The sequence below is a fragment of the Streptomyces sp. NPDC019443 genome, from assembly GCF_044389785.1.
Lineage (GTDB): Bacteria > Actinomycetota > Actinomycetes > Streptomycetales > Streptomycetaceae > Streptomyces.
The window spans coordinates 874,276-892,702 of sequence record NZ_JBIRYJ010000001.1 but is presented as its reverse complement, the minus strand read 5'-3'; the positions used below and the strand labels follow the sequence as shown (position 1 = coordinate 892,702).

The following is an 18,427-nucleotide window of genomic DNA, read 5'->3' as shown; positions in this document are numbered from 1 at the left end:
CTGTTCAGCTCACGGTGACGGCGGGCGGCCCCGAGGCCACCCCTGCGTCCTCCATGGATTCGGCGATCTTCATCGCCTCTTCGATGAGGGTCTCGACGATCTTCGACTCGGGCACGGTCTTGATGACCTCACCCTTGACGAAGATCTGACCCTTCCCATTGCCCGACGCCACTCCGAGGTCCGCTTCCCTCGCCTCGCCCGGGCCGTTGACGACACACCCCATGACGGCGACGCGCAGCGGCACCTCCATGCCTTCAAGGCCCGCCGTGACCTGGTCGGCGAGCTTGTAGACATCGACCTGGGCACGGCCGCAGGAGGGGCAGGAGACGATCTCGAGGCGGCGCTGCTTGAGGTTGAGGGACTCCAGGATCTGGATGCCGACCTTGACCTCTTCGGCGGGCGGGGCGGACAGCGAGACCCGGATGGTGTCGCCGATGCCCTCGCTGAGCAGCGCGCCGAAGGCGACGGCCGACTTGATGGTGCCCTGGAAGGCGGGTCCGGCTTCGGTGACGCCGAGGTGGAGGGGGTAGTCGCACTGGGCTGCGAGCTGCCGGTAGGCATTGACCATCACGACCGGGTCGTTGTGCTTGACCGAGATCTTGATGTCGCGGAAGCCGTGCTCCTCGAAGAGCGATGCCTCCCACAGCGCGGACTCGACGAGCGCCTCGGGGGTCGCCTTCCCGTGCTTCGCGAGCAGTCTCCGGTCCAGCGAACCGGCGTTCACCCCGATCCGGATCGGAATCCCCGCATCCGACGCGGCGCGGGCGATCTCCTTGACCTTGTCGTCGAACTGCTTGATGTTGCCCGGGTTCACCCGCACCGCCGCGCACCCTGCATCGATCGCCGCGAACACATACTTCGGCTGGAAGTGGATGTCCGCGATGACGGGGATCTGCGACTTGCGCGCGATGGTGGCCAGCGCGTCCGCGTCGTCCTGGGTCGGACAGGCCACCCGTACGATCTGGCAGCCGGACGCGGTCAGTTCCGCGATCTGCTGCAGCGTCGCACCGATGTCCGAAGTGCGCGTGGTCGTCATCGACTGCACCGATACGGGGGCGTCCCCGCCGACGGCCACCGGTCCGACCTGGATACGCCGCGAGGTGCGGCGCATCGCGATCGGCCGGGCCGGCAGCTCCGGGAGCCCCAGTGCGACTGGCTCTCCTGCGGACATCACTTCACCCGCGGTTTCCCGAGACGGTTTCGCGCGCCGCCCTGAGGGACTCCTTGAGGGAGCCCATGGTGGCGAGGACGGCGGTGGGCTCGTAGCCGCAGTGCGCCATGCAGTTGGCGCAGCGCGGGTCCTTGCCGCGGCCGTACTTGCTCCAGTCGGTCTCCTCGATGAGCTCCCGGTAGGTCGGGACGTATCCGTCGCTCATCAGATAGCAGGGGCGCTGCCAGCCGAAGAGCGAGTAGTTGGGGATCGCCCACGCCGTGCACGGGAAGTCAGCCTTGCCCTCGAGGAAGTCGAGGAAGAGCGGGGAGTGGTTGAGCCGCCAGCGCCGCCGGTTGCCGCCCGCGAAGGATTTCTTGAAGAGCTCGCGGGTCTGCTCCACGCCGAGGAAGTGCTCCTGGTCGGGCGCTTTCTCGTAGGCGTACGCGGGCGAGATCATCATCTCGTCCACCTTCAGGTCGTCATTGAGGTAGTTGAGCACCTCGATCACGGTCTGCGGGGTGTCGGTGTTGAAGAAGGTGGAGTTGGTGGTGACCCGGAAGCCGCGCTTCTTGGCCTCCTTGATCGCCTCCACCGCCTCGTCGAACACGCCTTCCTTGGCGACCGACTCGTCGTGCCGCTCGCGCAGCCCGTCGATGTGCACGGCAAAGGCGAAGTAGGGAGAAGGAGTGAACTCCTCGATCTTCTTGCGCAGCAGCATGGCATTGGTGCAGAGGAATACGTACTTCTTCTTGGCCACCAATTGCCGTACGATTTCATCGATCTGAGGGTGCATCAGCGGCTCACCGCCCGCGATCGAGACCATTGGGGCCCCGGACTCGAGCACCGCCCCGACTGCTTGCGCGACCGGCATGCGCTGCTTCAGAATCCCGGCCGGGTGCTGGATCTTCCCGCAGCCCTCGCACTTCAGATTGCAGGCGAAGAGCGGCTCCAGCTCGACGATGAGCGGAAACTTCTCACGCTTGCGGAGCTTCTGTTCAAAGAGGTACGTCCCGACCCTGATGGTCTGACGGAGCGGCATGGCCATCTAGCTCACCTCCTGGGGAGCAGAAAAGAACGGTGCCATTCAAAGAAAGCAGGAAGGACAGCACGAAGAACACGGAAAGCTGATATTCCACCGTGGACCGTGCTAATCCGTACGAGTTCATGCTCTGGAGCGTCCACGACCACCCGGACGGCCGCAACCGGACGGGACCCGGTACTCAGGGCACCGTGGAGCGTGGCCGCGGACTCCATGTCCACGGCGATCGCCCCGGTGGCGCGCAGGTCGGCCCGCTCGTGACCCCGCACGACATGGTCGGACCCGATCAGCGGGCCGGTGTGCACGGTGCGTCCGGGTACGGCCCTGGCCACCGCCTTGACCAGCAGTTCCGTATCCGTACAGGCCGTGGCGCCGACGGCGTGCCGGGTCTCGTCGGCGACGACCAGGTCCCCGGGGTGCATCCCGGCGGCGAGCCCGGCACAGAAGCCGGACGCGACGACCGCCGCGTTCCGCAGCGGCCCCTCACCGCCCAGCGCGCGCAGCACGGCACGCTCCGCGTTGTGCGGCCCCATGCCGGTACGGAGCACCGTCACCGGGCCGAGTGCGCCGCTGCGGTCGCCGCTGCGCAGGGCGAGCTTCTCGATGCCGAGCGCACAGGCGATCAGCAGCGGCGCGGCGGAACCGGACGACGGTTCAGGGGATCCTTTCATCAGCCCCCCTCGCGGCTGTCTGCGCGGTCGGCGAAGGGCTCGCCGTGCACATAGCGGCCCAGGGCCGTGAGCGGGAAGACCTGCCGGTAGAGGTGGTAGTTGATGGAGAAGTCCCAGGGGAAGCCGGTGCCGGTGAAGTGCGGCTCGTCCCAGGACCCGTCCGCCTGCTGGGTCTCGGCGAGCCAGGCCACGCCCCGCTCGACCGACTTGCTCTCCCGCTCCCCCGCCGCGAGCAGCGCGAGCAGGGCCCAGGCGGTCTGGGAGGCGGTGGAGGCGCCGTGGCCGATCCACTGCTGCTCGCGATAGGAGCGCAGGTCCTCGCCCCAGCCTCCGTCGTCGTTCTGGACGGATTCGAGCCAGCGGACGGCCCGGCGGATCGCGGGGTGCGAGACCGGCAGCCCGGCCGCGGTCAGCGCGGGAACCACCGACCCTGTTCCGTAGACGTAGTTGACGCCCCAGCGCCCGAACCAGGCGCCGCTGAGCTCCTGTTCGGCGAGCAGCCACTCGATGCCGCGCCGGGTACGGGGGTGTTGGGCCTTGCCCTCGAAGGCCAGCATCTCGACCACATGCGCGGTGACGTCCGCCGACGGCGGGTCGATGACCTCACCGAAGTCGCAGAACGGCAGCCGGTTGGGGAAGGCACTGGTGTTGTCGGCGTCGAACGCGGCCCAGGCGCCATTCCTGGACTGCATCCCGAGGGTCCAGGCGCCGGCCCGCGCGACCGCCGCGTCGACCGACCGCGGATCGGGGTGCTTGACCCGTCGCAGGGCGAGGATCACCTCGGCCGTGTCGTCAATGTCCGGGTAGTTGTCGTTGTGGAACTCGAACGCCCACCCGCTGGGTGCGAGTTGAGGTCTGCGTACGGCCCAGTCGCCCGGCCGTACGATCTCCTCGGCCAGCATCCAGTCGGCGGCCTTGACCAGTGCGGGGTGATCCGCCGGCAGCCCGGCGTCGGCGAGGGCGATGGTGGCCAGGCAGGTGTCCCAGACGGGCGACTGACAGGCCTCGATCATCCGCGCGCCGTCCTCGCGCCATAAGGCGAACCGGTCGAGGGACTCGAGACCGGCCCGCATCACGGGGTGCTGAAGGTCGTAGCCGAGCAGATGCAGGGCGATCACGGAGTAGACGGCGGGCGGCTGGATGCCACCCCAGCAGCCGTCGTTCTCCTGGCGCTCGATGATCCAGCGCGCTGCGGCGTTCATGGCCGCTCCGCGCAGCCGGCGAGGTGCGACGTTGTGGTACATGTGCAGCGCCTTGTCGGCGCGCTGGAAGAATCCGTCCCAACTCGCCGCGTAAGCAAGGGGCTTGGGCGGGTTCGGCACCCGGGCGTCGGTGTGCAGCTCGTCGAGCGCGAAGGGCGCGGGCCGCACCGGCCGCTTCGCCGAGACGACGGTGAGCGGCACGATGGTCTGGCGCGCCCAGCAGCCGAAGTCGTAGATGTTCAGCGGGAACCACTTGGGCAGGAAGATCAGTTCGGGCGGCAGTTCGGGGAGGTCGTCCCACTTCCACCAGCCGAACAGGGCCAGCCAGATCCGGGTGAAGACCCGGCTCGCCGCGATGCCGCCCCGTTGCCTGATCCAGGCGGAGGCGCGCGCCATGTGCGGATCGTCCGGCCGGTCGCCGGCCAGCCGGAGCGCGACGTATGCCTCGATGGTGGTGGAGAGTTCGCCGGGCCCGCCGTAGAAGGTGGCCCAGGTGCCGTCGTCGCGCTGCTCGCCCCGGATGAAGCGGGCGGCCGCCTCGGTGGTCCGCGCTTCCTGGATGCCGAGAAACTGACGGAGCAGCAGATCCTCGGCGTCCATGGTCACATTGGTCTCGAGGTCGCCCTTCCACCAGCCCTCGGCGTCCTGGCGACCGAGCAGATGCTCGACGGAGCGTTGTGCGGCCTGTCCGGCGGCTTCGAGGACGTCGCTCGCGGCGGGGCGCTCGGCAGGATGAGTGTCGGTTGTTCCGCTGGCCGCGGCTGCGCCGGCCCCCGCGGGCCCGCTGCTTCCGTCGGTCGTCGCTGTCATGGCTTCCCCTTCGTTGCAGTGGTTCTCTGCTGTGCTGGGGTCTGACGTCGGCCGGCGCCCGGTTTCCCGTGCACCGGCCGGCGACTGCTTGGGGGCCTGGAGGCTAGCCCCCAGAAGACACGCGTATACGAGCGATGGCGATCATCTCTTTCGTACGACGACGAAGTCCGCGAGCGCGATGAGCTGCGCCCGCACCCGTTCCGGCATGTCGACGCGGCCCAGCGCCTCGATCGCGACGGCGTGCTGCCTGCGGGCCTCCTGGGAGGTCCAGTCGCGGCCGCCCGCTTCTTCGATCAGGCCTGCCCTGGTAGCGAATTCTTTCTCGGAGAAGCTGTCGAAGTCATTGCTCTTGGCGTCGGCCGCGAGCAGCTCTCCGAGGCGCTGTGAGGCCGGTCCGCCCGCGGCGAGCGCGGCGACGACCGGAAGGGACTTCTTGCGCTGGCGCAGATCGCTCCAGGTCTGCTTGCCGGTGGACTCCGGGTCGCCCCAGATGCCCAGCAGATCGTCGACGGCCTGGAAGGCGAGTCCGAGGTGGTAGCCGTACGCCTCCAGCGTGTCGGCCGTCCGGTCGTCCGCCCCGCCGAGCACCGCGCCGATGGAGACGGCGCAGGCCAGCAGCGCGCCCGTCTTGTTGCCCTCCATCTCCAGGCACTCCTCGACGGTGACCCGCTCGCGGTGCTCGTATGAGATGTCCTGGGCCTGGCCGTCGATGAGCTTGCGCGTGGCCGTGGTCAGCCGGCGCGTGGCGCGCCCCGCCTCGACGGTGCCGAGCTCCAGCAGGACCTCGCCCGCGAGCGCGAACAGCGCGTCGCCGACGAGGATCGCCTGGGCCGGTCCGTGCACCTTCCAGACGGTGTCGCGGTGGCGGCGCTGCTCGTCGCCGTCCATCAGGTCGTCGTGCAGCAGCGAGAAGTTGTGCACCAGCTCCACCGCCACGGCGCCGGGGATGCCGACCTCGGGGGCTGCGCCGGCCGCCTCTGCGGACAGCAGCGCGAGTGCGGGGCGTACGGCTTTGCCGCCGTCCCCGTCGGCGGGCCGTCCTTGCGCGTCGATCCAGCCGAAGTGGTAGGCGGCGACGGTGTCCATGGGCGGCGCGAGCCGGTCCACGGCTGCGCGCAGCACGGGGGTGGACATGGTCCGCCCGCGCTCCAGCAAAGCGACGATGTCGACTCCCGCTGCGGTGTCATCAGCAGGGCTCGCCGAGGGCACAGTCGGCACGGTCTCTCCTCTTGTTCCAGTACTGAAGCTCACGCCGCCTCCTTGAGCGGATGTTCATGGTGGCGGCCGAGCGCGGAGAGTGCGGCGCCCGCGGCGCTGAAGCCGCTGCGCACGGCGCTCTCCATGGTCGCGGGCCACCCGGTGGCGGTCCACGAGCCCGCAAGGTACAGGCCGGGGGACCGAGTGCGCGCACCCGGTCGCAGCCGACCGACGCCCGGGGCAGGGGCGAAGGTCGCCGTCCGCTCCCGGGTGACGAAGAAGTCGCTCACCCCGGCGCCTCGCGCGGCGGGCAGAAGCCGCTCCAGCTCGGGCAGATACCGCTCACGCAGTACGGCGACGGGCGCATCGATCTCCTCCTCGGCGGCGGACTGGGACAGGGCCAGATACTGGCCGCCTTGCAGTCCGGAGGCCTCGGTGCGGTCGAAGACCCACTGGACCGGGGTGCCGAGCGCGGCGAAGAAGGGGCGGCGCAGCACCTTGCGGTCGTACAGGACATGGATGTTGAGGATCGGCGCGGTGCCGATGTCGAGCAGCCGGTCGGGGTCGTCGAGGGCCCCTTCGGGCAACAGCGCATGGGCCTCGCGCTGCGGTACGGCGAGGACGACGGTGTCCGCGTCCAGTTGCTCGCCGTCGACCTCGACCTGCCAACGCCCAAGGCCCGCACGGGAGATGCTCCGTACCCGGGTCGAGAGCCCGGTGCGTACACCGGCGGAGTCGAGTGCCTTGCGGGCAAGCGTGTCGTGCAGGTCCCCGAGCGGCACGCGGGCCCAGCCGATGTCGGCGGCGCCGGGCTCGGAGAGCAGTCCGGTCTTGAAGACCATGGCGGCGAGGCCCATCGAGGCGTTCGGCGCGGTGGCGTTCAGCGTCGCCACGCCGACCAGGTCCCAGAGGGCTTCGACGGTGCGCTGCGACTGGCCGTGGCGGCCCAGCCAGGTGGCGAAGTCGATGCCGTCCAGCGCCGGGTCGGCCGGGTCCAGCTTGCCGAGCGCGAGTGCGGCGCGCCCGACGGACGCGCGCTCGGCGAGCGAGAGGTGCGGATAGGTGGCGAGCCCGGCGGCGAGGTGCAGCGGTACGGGCAGCGCGGTGCGGCGCAGCCGTCCGAGACGCGGTCCGCGTGCCGGTGCGACGTCCAGTACCGGCACGTCCAACCGGTCCTGGAGCGGGGCGAGATGAGCGCCGTCCACCCGGTCGAGGAACCAGCGGTACGCGGTGCAGCAGCGCAGGTACACATGCTGACCGTTGTCGACGGTGAGGTCCCCGCGGCGGAAGGAGAAGGCGAGACCGCCCAGACGCGGGCGGCCTTCGAGGAGGGTGACACCGACTCCCGCGTCGGCGAGTTGCAGCGCCGCGGTGACTCCGGCGAGTCCTCCGCCGATCACCACCGCGTGCCGGGACCGCATGTCGTCGTCCGTCATGCGACCTCCCCTCGGGCCGTTGCAGTCTGGGACGCCGCGCCGCACCGGAGGGTTGCGCACCGCTTGTCCGCGTTCGCCCGCATCAGGCGCGCCCCCTGAGCTTCTGCCGGGTGACATGCCGGGCGTCGAGCCCGGAAAGCCCGCGCACGGCGACGTACGCCTTCTCGCGCCCGGGCAGGGACACGCGGCCGCGCAGCACCGCCTCGGGGTCACGTTCGATGCGGTCGAGGAGGCGGCGGTAGATGCCGGCCATCGCGGCGACGCAGGCGCCGCTGCGCCGGTCGAGCATCGGCAGCAGCCGGTAGCCCTCGGCGAACAGGGCGCGAGCGCGCCGTACTTCGAAGTGCACAAGGCCCGCGAAGTCGGAGCCGGGCGGCGGGGTGGCGCTGTGGAAGCCCGCGGAACAGCCGAACTTGGCGAGGTCGTCGGCGGGCAGATAGGTGCGGCCGTTACCCGCGTCCTCGCGAACGTCCCTGAGGATGTTGGTGAGTTGGAGGGCGAGTCCAAGCGTGTCGGCGTACTCGGGGGCGCGTTCGGCGGCGCGCGCGCCGGGCTGGGTGCCGAACACGCCGAGCGAGAGCCGCCCGATCGCGCCCGCGACACACCGGCAGTACGTCTTGAGGTCGTCCCAGGTCTCGTAGGTCTCGCCGCGTACGTCCATCAGCACACCGTCGATGAGCTCGTCGAGCCCGCCGAGCGGAAGGGGAAACCGGCGCGCCGCGTCCGCGAGGGCGACCGCGACCGGGTCGATGTCGTCCTCGTCGACCGCGCCCTGGCGGATCCGCTTCAGGAGTTCCCGCGTCCCTTCGAGCCGGTCCCGCTTGGCCTCCACGGCGAGCGTGCCGTCGCCGATGTCGTCGACCCGGCGCGAGAACGAGTACAGCGCCGACATGGCCTGTCGCTTGTCGGTCGGCAGAAGCCTGATCCCGTAGGCGAAATTGCGCGCCTGCTGCCCGGTGACGGCCTCGCAGTAGCTGTACGCAGCCTGCACCGGCGCGGGTACCTCCGTCGGTCCCTGCATCGTCCGGCTCACCCCTCTCTACGCGCTCTTCGCAAGACAGCTCCCACTTCACGCAGCAGATGCGCCTTGGTGGGCTTGGGCGGTCCGGGCAGGACGTCGTTTCCGGCAGCCTCGATCGCGGTGAGGGCCGCGCGCCCCCCGGCAACGAACCCGGCCAGCAGCAGCCGCAGTCTGCCGTGGACGCTACCCACCAGCGGTGTGCCTTCATTCAGCAGTTGCAGGGCGCGTTCCGCTTCGTACGCGACCAGTGAGCGCACCGACGCGCTCCCCGTTCTCGCGGCCAGGTCGGCCTCGGTGACATGGAAGCGGTGCATGTCCTCTGCGGGCAGATAGATCCGGTCGCGCCCCAGGTCCTCGGCCACGTCCTGGAGGTGCTCGACGATCTGGAGGGCGGTGCAGACTGCGTCGGAGCGGCGGACGCGCTCGGGACTGGCGGTCCCGGTGATCTGCAGCACCAGGCGGCCTACGGGGTTGGCGGACAGTTCGCAGTACGCGAGGAGTTCGTCGTACGTCTTGTAGCGCCGCACCAACTGGTCCTGGCGGTTGGCCTCGATCAGGCCGAGGAAGGGCTCGGGGGTGAGCGAGCGGCGGCGCACGGTCGACTGGAGGGCGTGCAGCAGGGGGTGACCCGGTTCGGTGTCGGCGGCGAAGACGCGGCGCAGATCAGCCTCGAAGGCGTCGAGCATCACGAGCCGGTCGTCGGCCTGCGCGGGGTCGACGCCGAGGTTGCGGGCGTCGGCGCCGCCGGGCGCGAGGTCACCGTCGCCGATGTCGTCGACGAGGCGGGCGTAGCCGTACACCGCCATCAGGTCGTCGCGCCAGGCGCGCGGCAGGAAGAAGGGGGCCACCGGGAAGTTCTCGTCGGATGCCTTGTCGAGGGTGGCGCGCGCGGAGGCCTCGCGGCGCACCTGCCGGGTGCCCGTCATACGGGACTGCCCGGCGCGGGGACGGCGAAAGCCTCGCGGACCTGGAGATTTTCCGTCATTGCCGTCACATCTCCCGTTCTACACTGCTGACCCAATACATCCTATTTCGGACACGCCGCCGGTCCTCCCGACTGCGGGGGCACCGCCTGGCGGACGGGATGCCTAGGGTGTATCGCCCCACTTGCCGCGATTCAGCACCGGTACAGCTTACGTTGTACAACGCCCAGTGATACGCCGGGGTGTTGCGCGCATTACAAGAACACTCCAATCGTCGCCAACCTTCCTCCGGGCCCCGGGAATTGACCTTCACTTGACGATCCGGGCCGATCGCCGCGCCCCGGCGAGGGAGCCGCTGTCTCTCCGAAGACGCAGAAAGCCCCCGCCCGGATGCCACGGCGGGGGCCTTTGGGACCGGCGGCGGACTACCTGCCGCTCTCCTTCTCGTACGCCTTGATGACCTCGTCGGTCGGCCCGTCCATCAGCAGCTCGCCCTTCTCCAGCCACAGGACGCGGTCGCAGGTGTCCCTGATCGAGCTGTTGCTGTGGCTGACCAGGAAGACCGTGCCGGCTTCCTTGCGCAGCTCACGGATGCGCTCCTCGGAGCGCCGCTGGAACTTCCGGTCACCGGTGGCCAGCGCCTCGTCGATCATCAGGACGTCGTGGTCCTTGGCCGCGGCGATGGAGAAGCGGAGCCTGGCCCCCATGCCGGAGGAGTACGTGCGCATCGGAAGGGTGATGAAGTCGCCCTTCTCGTTGATCCCGGAGAAGTCCACGATCCCCTGGTAGCGCTCGCGGATCTCCTCACGCGTCATGCCCATGGCCAGGCCACCGAGGATGACATTGCGCTCACCGGTCAGATCGCCCATCAGCGCGGCGTTGACTCCGAGTAGGGAGGGCTGGCCGTCGGTGTAGACCTTGCCGCTCTCCGTCGGCAGCAGACCCGCTATGGCGCGCAGCAGGGTCGACTTGCCGGAGCCGTTGGTGCCGATCAGGCCGATCGCCTCGCCGCGGTACGCGGTGAAGGAGACTCCGCGCACAGCGTGCACCTTGCGCACTCCCCGCGACTCGCCCTTGTCCCGCCGCACGATCCGGCTCAGCGCGGCGGTGGCGCTGCCCCTGCCGCCGCTGCCGCCGTGCACGCGGTACACGATGTGCACATCGTCGGCGATGACGGTGGGAACGCGGGAGTCGTCGCCGGTTCTCTGGTCGTTCTTCTCGAGATCAGCCACGGCCGTACCGTTCCTCAGCCTTCCAGAAGTACACGAACCCGGCGATGCCGAACAGGATCGCCCAGCCGAGCGCGAAGGCCCAGATGTGCGGAGGCAGATTCTCGGAGCCGTAACCGTCGATCAGCGCGAACCGGACGAGGTCCATGTAGACGGCGGCCGGATTCCACTGCAGGACATCGGCGATCCAGGCCGGCTTGTCCTTGAGCATCATCGGGATGGAGAACATGACGCCGGACGCATACATCCAGGTGCGCATGATGAACGGCATCAGCTGGGCGAGGTCGGGCGTCTTACTGCCAAGACGGGCCATGATCATCGCCATGCCGGTGTTGAACACGAACTGCATTGCCAGCGCGGGAATGATCAGCAGCCAGGAGAGCTTCGGGTAGCTGCCGAAGCCGATCGCGATCAGGAACAGCACCAGCATCGAGAACAGCAGCTGCTGGAGCTGCTGGAGCGCGAAGGAGATGGGCAGGGCGGCGCGCGGGAAGTGCAGCGCGCGGACAAGACCGAGGTTGCCCGAGATCGCCCGGACGCCCGCCATCACCGAGCTCTGGGTGAAGGTGAAGACGAAGACGCCGGTCACCAGGAACGGGACGAAAACCTCGTTGGGAATCCCTTCCCGGGTCCCCAGGATGAGCCCGAAGATCAAGTAGTAGACGAGCGCGTTGAGCAGCGGCGTCGCCACCTGCCACAGCTGGCCGAGCTTCGCCTGGCTGTACTGGGCCGTCAGCTTGGCCTGCGAGAAGGCCAGGATGAAGTGGCGCCGGCCCCACAGCTGCCGGATGTACTCGGCGAGCCCCGGTCGGGCACCGCTCACCGACAGGCCGTACTTGGCGGCCAGCTCCGCCGGGGTCAGACCGTCGTCGGGCGACGGGCGAACGCTGGTCGCGATCGCGCCGTCTTGGGTCGTGTCACTCACAAGTTGAAACTTTCGTGTTCAAGATGCGCGGCAGTAGGGCTCTCAGGTGGCGGCCAGGTCCCGGAGGTACGCCCGATTTTCTCAGAACCGAGCTTGTCAGATGACGGGAGGTCGGCCCAGTCGGGTGAGCCGCCATACCGTACGCCATTTCATCGGACGGCGCGGACCGCAGGGCGTCCGCCAGCCCTCCTTGAAGCCGCCGAACCATGCCTTCAGGGCGGGCAGCGAGGGGCGCCGGGCCAGTGTGAGCAGCACCCAGACACCGATGTAGACGGGGACCAGGGGCGCGGGCAGATTGCGGCGGGCGAGCCAGACCCGGTTGCGGGCCACCATCCGGTGGTAGACCGCGTGCCGGGACGGCGGCATCGTCGGGTGGAACAGCACCATGTCCGCGCGGTAGTCGATCGCCCAGCCGGCGTCCAGCGCCCGCCAGGCGAGATCCGTCTCCTCATGGGCGTAGAAAAACTCGTCGGGCAGTGCCCCGACCTCGGCGAGCACCTTCGTACGCACGGCATTGGCGCCGCCGAGGAAGGTCGTCACCCGCGAGGAGCGCAGCGGGTCGGAGGCGCGCAGCCGCGGCACGTGGCGGCGCTGGGTCAGCCCGGTCTCCGGGTCGGCGATCCGGAAGCTGATGATGCCCAGCTTCGGGTCGGCCTGGAAGGCCTGGCGCACCAGCTCGCCGGTGTCGCTGTTCGGCAGCAGACCGTCGTCGTCGAGGAAGAGCAGCGCGTCGACGCCGGAGCCGGACGGGCCGAAGGCCTCGATGCCGACGTTGCGGCCGCCGGGGATGCCCAGGTTGTCGGGCAGGTTCACGGTGCGTACAACCGACGGGAAATCTGCGACGTCCATCACCGGGGCGCCGTTGCCGACCACGACCACGTCGATCGGGTCGCCGTCCTGCTTGGCGACCGAGTGGAGGAGGGCGCGCAGGTCGTCCGGCCGGTTGCCCATCGTGATGATGACCGCGCCGAGCTTCAGCGGCGCCGTCACTTGAGCCTGCTGGACGCGAGGATCGACACGAGGTGCAGCAGCGTCTGGACGACCGCGATACCGGCGAGGATCGCGATGCCGAGACGGGTGAAGAACAGATCACCCCGGATCATGTCGAGGATGGCCACGACCAGGATGAAGAGGCTGGCCTCGATGCCGCCGACGAGCCGGTGGAACTTCAGCGCGGCCGCGGCACGCCGGGCCAGCGCCAGACCGGAGGAACGGGGCACGGACGCCTCGTCCTTGACGGCGGGCAGACCGCTGCGCTGGCGGGCCACGTCGACCAGGTCGGTCTCGGCCTTGATCAGGATCGCGCCGAGGGCGGCGACCGTACCGAGGAAGGCCCACAGCCAGTTCGTGGTGCCCTCCTGGTGGAAGACGTCCGCGCCGCGCACGCCGAAGCCGACCAGCAGGGCCGCCTCACAGAGGTAGTGGCCGATGCGGTCGAGGTAGACGCCGGTGATCGAGGTCTGCTTGCGCCAGCGGGCGACCTCGCCGTCCACGCAGTCGAGCAGCAGATAGATCTGGAAGAGCACCACCGCGAGGATCGCGCCGGTCAGTCCCGGGATCAGCAGGGCAGCGCCGCCGAGCACACCCACCACGACCATGAGGTAGGTGAGCTGGTTCGGCGTGATCTTGGTGTTCACCAGGTACGGGTCTATGTGCAGCGAGATCTCTCGCATGTACAGGCGCCCGGCCCAGTGCTCACCGCTTCGCCGGTCCTTCACTCCCTCCGGGTGAACGACCGGACGGAGTTCAGCTACTGATGGTCTTGGCATAGTCGGCGTACGCGTCCCTGATCTGGTCGGTTGAGAGGTCGAGGTGCTCAAGGATGGTGAAGCGGCCCGGACGGGTCTGCGGCGCGTATTCGACGGCTCTGACGAATTCGTCCACGCTGAAGCCGATCTCCTCCGGCAGCACCGGCAGGCCGTGCCTGCGCAGCACTTCGGCGAAGAGTCCGGACTGGTCGTGTGCACCGCGCAGGTGCATGGCGAAGGCGGCGCCGATGCCGACCTGCTCGCCGTGGCTGGCGGCGCGCTTGGGGTGGAGCAGGTCGAAGGCGTGGCTGATCTCGTGGCAGGCGCCGGACGAGGGGCGGGTGTCTCCGCTGATCGACATCGCGATGCCGGAGAGTACGAGCGCCTCGGCGAGGACCGTGAGGAACTCGTCGTCGCCGACCCCTCCCGGTTGGCGCAGTACGGCCTCGCCGGCGGTGCGGCCCATGGCGGCGGCGAGGCCGTCGACGGGTTCGCCGTTGACGCGGTGGGACAGCTCCCAGTCCGCGATCGCCGAGATGTTGGAGATCGCCTCACCGATGCCGGAGCGTACGAAACGGACCGGTGCCTCACGGATGACGTCGAGGTCGATGACCATGGCGATGGGTGTGGGGACGCCGTAGGAGCCGCGGCCGTTGTCGTTGTCCAGCGTGGCGACCGGGGAGCAGATGCCGTCGTGCGAGAGGTTCGTCGCGACGGCCACCATCGGCAGGCCGACACGGGCCGCCGCGTACTTCGTGACATCGATGATCTTGCCGCCGCCGAGGCCGACCACGGCGTCGTACCGCTTGCCCTTGATGTCGTCGGCGAGCTTGACGGCGGAGTCGATGGTGCCGCCGGCGACCTCGAACCAGGTGGCGCCCGGAAGCACCGGCGAGAGCTTCTCGCGCAGCGCCTGGCCGGAGCCGCCGCTGATCGCGATCGCGAGCTTGCCGGAGGAGGAGATCCGCTGGTCGGCGAGGAGGCCGGCCAGATCGTCCAGGGCGCCGCGGGCGATGTCGACGACGACCGGGGACGGGATCAGTCGGGTCAGTACAGGCACGCGATCTCACGGCCCTTCGCGAGGTCGTCGTGGTTGTCGATCTCGACCCACTTGACGTCGCCGATGGGGGCCACGTCCACGGTGAAGCCGCGGTTCACGAGCTCCTGGTAGCCGTCCTCGTAGTAGAGGTCGGGGTCGCGCTCGAAGGTGGTCTGCAGCGCGTCGGCGAGCTCGTCGGCGGCCTCGGGCTCGATGAGGGTGACGCCGATGTACTCACCGGTGGCGGTGGCCGGGTCCATCAGCTTGGTGATGCGCTGCACACCCTTGTCGCCGTCCGTGATGACCTTCATCTCCTCGTCGGCGAGATGCTTCACCGTGTCGAGGGCGAGGATGATCTTCTGGCCGTTGCCGCGGGCGGCGAGCAGGGTCTGCTCGACGGAGACGGGGTGCACGGTGTCGCCGTTGGCGAGGATGACGCCCTGCCTTATGACGTCACGGGCGCACCACAGGGAGTAGGCGTTGTTCCACTCCTCGGCCTTGTCGTTGTCGACGAGGGTGAGCTTCAGGCCGTACTTCGCCTCCAGGGCCGCCTTGCGCTCGTATACGGCCTCCTTGCGGTAGCCGACGACGATGGCGGCCTCGGTGAGCCCGATCTGAGCGAAGTTCCCCAGGGTGAGGTCGAGGACGGTGGTGTCGCCGTCGACGGGCACGAGGGCCTTCGGGAGCGTGTCGGTGTAGGGGCGAAGACGCCGTCCGGCACCGGCTGCCAGTACGAGGCCGATCATGCGGGTTCTCCTTCGTCATGTACGGCGGGTGCTCCGGAGGACACCCAGAAGCGGATGCTCTCCACAAGCACCACGAGTGCGACGGCCACAGCGAGGGCCGTCAGCGCGATGGTGAAGTCTGCGTCGGCGACCACCGCGGCCAGCAGCGCGACTGCCAGAACCCGCCCCTCGTGCCCGCCGGTCGCCCGCACCAGCCAGTGCGGCGGCGCGCCCGTACCGCCGCGGATGCGGTACACCGTGTCGTAGTGATGGTAGGCGACCGCCGCCACCAGTCCGAAGGCCGCGGGCAACGCTCCGTTCACCTCTGCCCGGGCGGCGAGCGCCAGGACGGTGCAGTATTCGGCGGCCCGGAACACCGGCGGGACGAGCCAGTCGAGGGCGCCTTTGAGGGGGCGGGCGACGGCTGTGCCCGAGGTGATGACATACGCCACAGCCGCGACGACCGGCCAGAGTGAGCCGTAGTCGGTGAACGTGGCACTTGCCACAAGAGCGGCGCCGCCGGCCAGCGCGATCGCGAGCGGCCCGAACGCGGGAAGCTTTCTGGCGGCCGTCGTGAAGGCGCGCGCGGCGCTCTCGGCGAGCGGGCCCGAGTCGGCCAGGTCGGCGAGCGCCTGGGCCGCCCGGTCGGTCCTGCGTGCCTTGCGGGTCAGCGAGCGCAGGATGCGCCCCGCCGTGGTGTAGGAGGCGGAGAAGGCGCAGCCGATGAGCAGGGCGTAGAAGACGATCCGGGGCGTGGCCACGGCCGTCAGCACGGCGATCATGGCCCAGCGCTCGCCGATCGGCAGCACGATCATGCGACGCAGCCAGACCGTCCAGCCGACGCTGTCGAGCTTCTCGGAGAGCGCGGCGGTGGGGCTGCCAGTCACGGACTTACCAACGGCCGTCGCGTCGTGGTTCGCCTCGTTGAAGGAGAAGTCCACGACATGGCGGCAGGTCTGCAGCACCATCGCGCCGAGCGCCAGTGCCCATACGTCGTCGCCGCCGCGGGCGGCACCGAGGGCGAGACCGGCGTAGTACGCGTACTCCTTCGCGCGGTCGAACGTCGCGTCCAGCCAGGCACCCATCGTCGAGTACTGCAGCGAGTAACGGGCCAGCTGCCCGTCGGTGCAGTCCAGGACGAAGGAGAAGAGCAGCAGCACACCCGCCGCGATGTAACCGCCGCGAGTGCCGGTGGCCGCGCTGCCGGCCGCGATCAGCGCGGTGAGCAGCGAGGCGGTGGTGACCTGGTTGGGAGTCAGTCCGCGCCGCGCGCACCAGCGGGCGAGATAGCGGGAGTAGGGGCTGATGCAGAAGGTGGTGAAGAAGCCGTCGCGGGCCTTCACGGCGGAGCGCAGCCGTACGGCCTCGTCGTCGACGGCGGAGACGGCCTGCCGCGCCTCGTTACGGGTCTGGGGGTCAGTGGGCACGGTCGCCACGAGCGACCCCAGCTCGGGCCGGTGCACGGCGGTGCCCTCGGCGTCGAGCGCGTGTGCAAGCGCGTCGGGCACTACCGGCGTCCCCGCGCCCGTGCTGTCGGCGGCGGGCCGCACCGCGGCCCGGACAGCCGACAGGGAGTCACTGTCGTCGGCCGCATCGCCTGCCCGTGCGGCGGTCGCCGCCTCTGCGGCACCGGACGGTGCGGGTCCGGCCACGCCGGACGGGGTCCCTGTGCCCGCCGCGACCGACAGAGCCCGGGTCAGAGCAGCCCGTGCCTGAGGCTGCACCGTCAGTGCGCCCGGGACCGCGGCGGCCGGGAAGCGGGGGTCCGTCAGCGCCAGCCGCAGGGAGTGAACGTGCCCCACGAAGCGGGGGTCGACGACAGCGACGCGATCGGTGCCCGGCACCGCTGCGACCAGCGCTGCGGTGTCCTGTGCGCCCGAGGCGACCCGGACGTCGAAGCCCAGCGACCGCAGATCGCCCTCGAGCGACGATCCGGGTACCGGCGGACCGGTGAGGATGACGGTCGACAGACGAACTCACTCCTTGGAGCTGACGGTGCTGGTGCGCGGCGGCTCGGCCCGTATACGGGCGGCGGCACGTCGGCAGAGGCTATCGGATGCACGGAGGCGGGAGTTCACTGGCCGTTTACGTCCCGCTCGACATGGCCGGGCCCCAGGAGGGCCCGCCGAGATCATCATCGTCGATCGGCGCCTCGGCCCACAAACCGCGGGTCCGCAGGGCCTAGGCTGACCGGCATGACTTGGCTGATCACAGGTGGAGCGGGGTACATCGGCGCGCATGTGGCGCGGGCCATGACAGCGGCCGGCGAGCAGGTCGTCGTCCTCGACGATGTCTCGTCGGGCATACCCGAGCGACTGCCCGAGGAGATTCCGCTGGTCCGCGGCGCGATCCTGGACCGGGAGCTGCTCGACCGCACCCTCGCCGAGCACGCCGTCACCGGTGTCGTACATCTCGCGGCGAAGAAGCAGGTCGGGGAGTCCGTCGAGCAGCCGCTGCGCTACTACCGGGAGAATGTGCACGGTCTCACAGTGCTCCTCGAGGCGGTCGTCGCGGCAGGTGTGCGGCGCTTCCTGTTCTCCTCCTCGGCGGCCGTATACGGCGTGCCCGAGATGGACCTGATCCCCGAGTCCGCTCCGTGCGAGCCGATCAATCCGTATGGCGAGACCAAGCTGGCGGGCGAGTGGCTGGTACGGGCGACGGGCCACGCGCACTCCATGTCCACGGCCTGTCTGCGCTACTTCAATGTGGCGGGCTCGGCCCGGCCGGAGCTGGCCGATACCGGAGTGTTCAACATCATCCCGATGTTCTTCGACCGGATCACCCGTGGTGAGGCCCCGCGGATCTTCGGCGCCGACTACCCGACGCCGGACGGCACCTGCATCCGTGACTACATCCATGTCGCGGACCTGGCCGACGCCCATCTCGCGGTGGCCCGCCGGCTGGCCGAGCAGGACGGGGCCGGGGATCTGACGGTCAACATCGGCCGGGGCGTCGGCGTCTCGGTCCGCGAACTCGCCGATCTGGTGGGCGAGGTCACGGGGTACGGCGAGGCGCCGGTGATCGAGCAGCGCCGTCCGGGCGATGCCGCCAAGGCCGTCGCCTCGGTAGATCTGATCGCCAAGGAGCTGGGCTGGACGGCGTCGCGCGGGGTACGCGAGATGGTGGAGTCGGCCTGGGAGGGCTGGTGCCTGCGGCACCCCGAAGCCCGCATCAAGTGATCTTGTCAACGCCCTGGGTGCAGGTCGTTTCCGCAGGTCAGGCGTTACGACAACGGTGTTCAGTACCGTGTTGCCTGGTACCCCCCACCCGTAGTTGACTGAGGTCTCGGCAGATCATCCGACGACCTGG

Annotated in this window: 17 protein-coding genes; 1 reads left to right on the top strand and 16 read right to left on the bottom strand. The window is 69.6% G+C overall.

Translation table 11 applies throughout. The features are described 5' to 3' along the window. Positions 1 to 4: 4 nt before the first annotated feature. The 16 genes from ispG to ACH492_RS03950 all read right to left on the bottom strand — a co-directional run bounded on the left by ispG (position 5) and on the right by ACH492_RS03950 (position 17,088). Positions 5 to 1,171 (bottom strand): flavodoxin-dependent (E)-4-hydroxy-3-methylbut-2-enyl-diphosphate synthase, encoded by a 1,167-nt coding sequence (gene ispG / locus ACH492_RS04025; protein ID WP_398982470.1) that lies wholly within the window; start codon positions 1,169 to 1,171, stop codon positions 5 to 7. A 4-nt stretch (positions 1,172 to 1,175) separates the two neighbouring features. Continuing rightward, the gene (gene hpnH, locus ACH492_RS04020; RefSeq protein ID WP_398982469.1) at positions 1,176 to 2,198 is read right to left on the bottom strand and encodes an adenosyl-hopene transferase HpnH; all 1,023 of its coding nucleotides are present in this window, start codon (positions 2,196 to 2,198) and stop codon (positions 1,176 to 1,178) included. Between the two features lie 5 nt (positions 2,199 to 2,203). Next, a complete protein-coding gene (locus ACH492_RS04015; RefSeq protein WP_398982467.1) occupies positions 2,204 to 2,863 on the bottom strand; it encodes a 1-hydroxy-2-methyl-2-butenyl 4-diphosphate reductase in 660 nt (219 codons plus the stop codon). Further along, a complete protein-coding gene (shc, locus tag ACH492_RS04010; RefSeq protein WP_398982465.1) occupies positions 2,863 to 4,875 on the bottom strand; it encodes a squalene--hopene cyclase in 2,013 nt (670 codons plus the stop codon). The genes ACH492_RS04015 and shc overlap by 1 nt, the downstream gene beginning before the upstream one ends. Before the next feature lie 141 nt (positions 4,876 to 5,016). Continuing rightward, the gene (locus ACH492_RS04005) at positions 5,017 to 6,084 is read right to left on the bottom strand and encodes a polyprenyl synthetase family protein (RefSeq protein ID WP_398983302.1); all 1,068 of its coding nucleotides are present in this window, start codon (positions 6,082 to 6,084) and stop codon (positions 5,017 to 5,019) included. A 38-nt stretch (positions 6,085 to 6,122) separates the two neighbouring features. Next, complete coding sequence (gene hpnE / locus ACH492_RS04000) at positions 6,123 to 7,508, bottom strand: hydroxysqualene dehydroxylase HpnE (RefSeq protein WP_398982463.1); 1,386 nt, start codon at positions 7,506 to 7,508, stop codon at positions 6,123 to 6,125. Further along, a complete protein-coding gene (locus ACH492_RS03995) occupies positions 7,505 to 7,591 on the bottom strand; it encodes a DUF6380 family protein (protein WP_398983300.1) in 87 nt (28 codons plus the stop codon). The genes hpnE and ACH492_RS03995 overlap by 4 nt, the downstream gene beginning before the upstream one ends. Beyond that, a complete protein-coding gene (gene hpnD / locus ACH492_RS03990) occupies positions 7,591 to 8,529 on the bottom strand; it encodes a presqualene diphosphate synthase HpnD (RefSeq protein ID WP_398982461.1) in 939 nt (312 codons plus the stop codon). Before hpnD ends, ACH492_RS03995 begins: the two co-directional genes overlap by 1 nt. Before the next feature lie 8 nt (positions 8,530 to 8,537). Then, positions 8,538 to 9,455, bottom strand: a complete 918-nt coding sequence (gene hpnC / locus ACH492_RS03985) for a squalene synthase HpnC (RefSeq protein ID WP_398982459.1) — start codon at positions 9,453 to 9,455, stop codon at positions 8,538 to 8,540. Between the two features lie 422 nt (positions 9,456 to 9,877). Continuing rightward, on the bottom strand, positions 9,878 to 10,684 hold the full coding sequence (locus ACH492_RS03980) for an ABC transporter ATP-binding protein (RefSeq protein ID WP_398982457.1): 807 nt from the start codon (positions 10,682 to 10,684) through the stop codon (positions 9,878 to 9,880). Beyond that, positions 10,677 to 11,606, bottom strand: a complete 930-nt coding sequence (locus ACH492_RS03975) for an ABC transporter permease (RefSeq protein ID WP_307659953.1) — start codon at positions 11,604 to 11,606, stop codon at positions 10,677 to 10,679. The genes ACH492_RS03980 and ACH492_RS03975 overlap by 8 nt, the downstream gene beginning before the upstream one ends. A gap of 96 nt (positions 11,607 to 11,702) precedes the next feature. Then, a complete protein-coding gene (locus ACH492_RS03970; protein ID WP_398983298.1) occupies positions 11,703 to 12,557 on the bottom strand; it encodes a glycosyltransferase family 2 protein in 855 nt (284 codons plus the stop codon). Positions 12,558 to 12,592: 35 nt separating this feature from the next. Continuing rightward, entirely contained in the window at positions 12,593 to 13,375 is a 783-nt protein-coding gene (locus ACH492_RS03965; protein ID WP_398982455.1) for a CDP-alcohol phosphatidyltransferase family protein, read from the bottom strand. After that, the gene (locus ACH492_RS03960) at positions 13,353 to 14,414 is read right to left on the bottom strand and encodes an iron-containing alcohol dehydrogenase family protein (RefSeq protein ID WP_398982453.1); all 1,062 of its coding nucleotides are present in this window, start codon (positions 14,412 to 14,414) and stop codon (positions 13,353 to 13,355) included. Before ACH492_RS03960 ends, ACH492_RS03965 begins: the two co-directional genes overlap by 23 nt. Beyond that, positions 14,402 to 15,139 (bottom strand): sugar phosphate nucleotidyltransferase, encoded by a 738-nt coding sequence (locus ACH492_RS03955; RefSeq protein ID WP_398982451.1) that lies wholly within the window; start codon positions 15,137 to 15,139, stop codon positions 14,402 to 14,404. The genes ACH492_RS03960 and ACH492_RS03955 overlap by 13 nt, the downstream gene beginning before the upstream one ends. Further along, positions 15,136 to 17,088, bottom strand: coding sequence for a DUF5941 domain-containing protein (locus tag ACH492_RS03950; protein WP_398983296.1), 1,953 nt, complete (start codon positions 17,086 to 17,088; stop codon positions 15,136 to 15,138). Before ACH492_RS03950 ends, ACH492_RS03955 begins: the two co-directional genes overlap by 4 nt. 225 nt (positions 17,089 to 17,313) lie before the next feature. On the opposite strand from ACH492_RS03950, the gene galE reads away from it, so the two are divergent. Beyond that, complete coding sequence (gene galE, locus ACH492_RS03945) at positions 17,314 to 18,297, top strand: UDP-glucose 4-epimerase GalE (protein WP_398982449.1); 984 nt, start codon at positions 17,314 to 17,316, stop codon at positions 18,295 to 18,297. Positions 18,298 to 18,427 lie beyond the last annotated feature (130 nt).